The 903-nt window shown below is 79.6% G+C and carries 1 protein-coding gene; it reads left to right on the forward strand.

Annotated features, from left to right (window positions below; all coding sequences use genetic code 11):
* The coding region (locus tag ACLIYP_RS30625; protein ID WP_412716326.1) for a histidine phosphatase family protein at positions 1 to 807 on the forward strand (807 nt) is incomplete at its 5' end.
* Positions 808 to 903: the final 96 nt, after the last annotated feature.

Here is a 903-nt window from a genome sequence, read left to right on the forward strand (position 1 = left end):
GCCGCCGTGCGCCAGGCCGTACGGGAGACCCACCGCACGGCGGCCGCCGCCGAGCGGGGCGCCGGGACGGACGACCCGACGGCCCTGACCGCGGCCGACGAACTGCCCGCGGAGCACGCGGCTCCCGCCGCGCCCGCCGGGCGCGGCGAGCCGGGGACCCCGCAGGTGGGCTGGGGCGCCGACATGGGCACCCCCACCACCCTCGTCCTGCTGCGCCACGGCGAGACCCCGCTCACCCCCCTCAAGCGCTTCTCCGGCAGCGGCGGCACCGACCCGGAGCTGTCGGCGACCGGGCTGCGCCAGGCCGAGGCGGCCGCCTCGGCCCTCGCGGCGCGCGGCACCGTCCAGCACGTGGTCAGCTCGCCGCTGGTGCGCTGCCGCCAGACCGCGCGGGCGGTCGCCGACCGGCTGGGGCTGGGGGTCGAGGTCGAACACGACCTGCGCGAGGCCGACTTCGGCGCCTGGGAGGGGCTGACCTTCGCCGAGGTGCGCGAGCGCCACCCGGACGACCTGGACGCCTGGCTGGCCTCGCCCGAGGCCGCGCCCACCGGCGGGGAGTCCTTCGCCTCCGTCATCCGCCGCGTCGAGGCCGCCCGCGACCGGATCCTGGCCCGCCACCCCGGCCGCACGGTGCTGCTGGTCACCCACGTCACGCCGGTCAAGGTGCTGGCCTGCACGGCCCTGGGCGCACCGCCCGAGGCGCTGTTCCGCATGGAGCTGTCGGCGGCCTCGCTGTCGGCGGTGGCGTACTACGCGGACGGCAACGCCTCGCTGCGGCTGCTCAACGACACGGGCCACCTGCGCTGACGTCCCCGCCGCCCGTGCCGCCGCCCGTTCCCGCGGCCGTGTCCGTACGGCCGCCGGCGCCGGTGCCCGCGGCGGCGCCCAGCCGGGCGGCCTCGC

This window comes from Streptomyces nanhaiensis, assembly GCF_046614825.1.
In the GTDB taxonomy this organism is placed as follows: domain Bacteria; phylum Actinomycetota; class Actinomycetes; order Streptomycetales; family Streptomycetaceae; genus Streptomyces; species Streptomyces radiopugnans.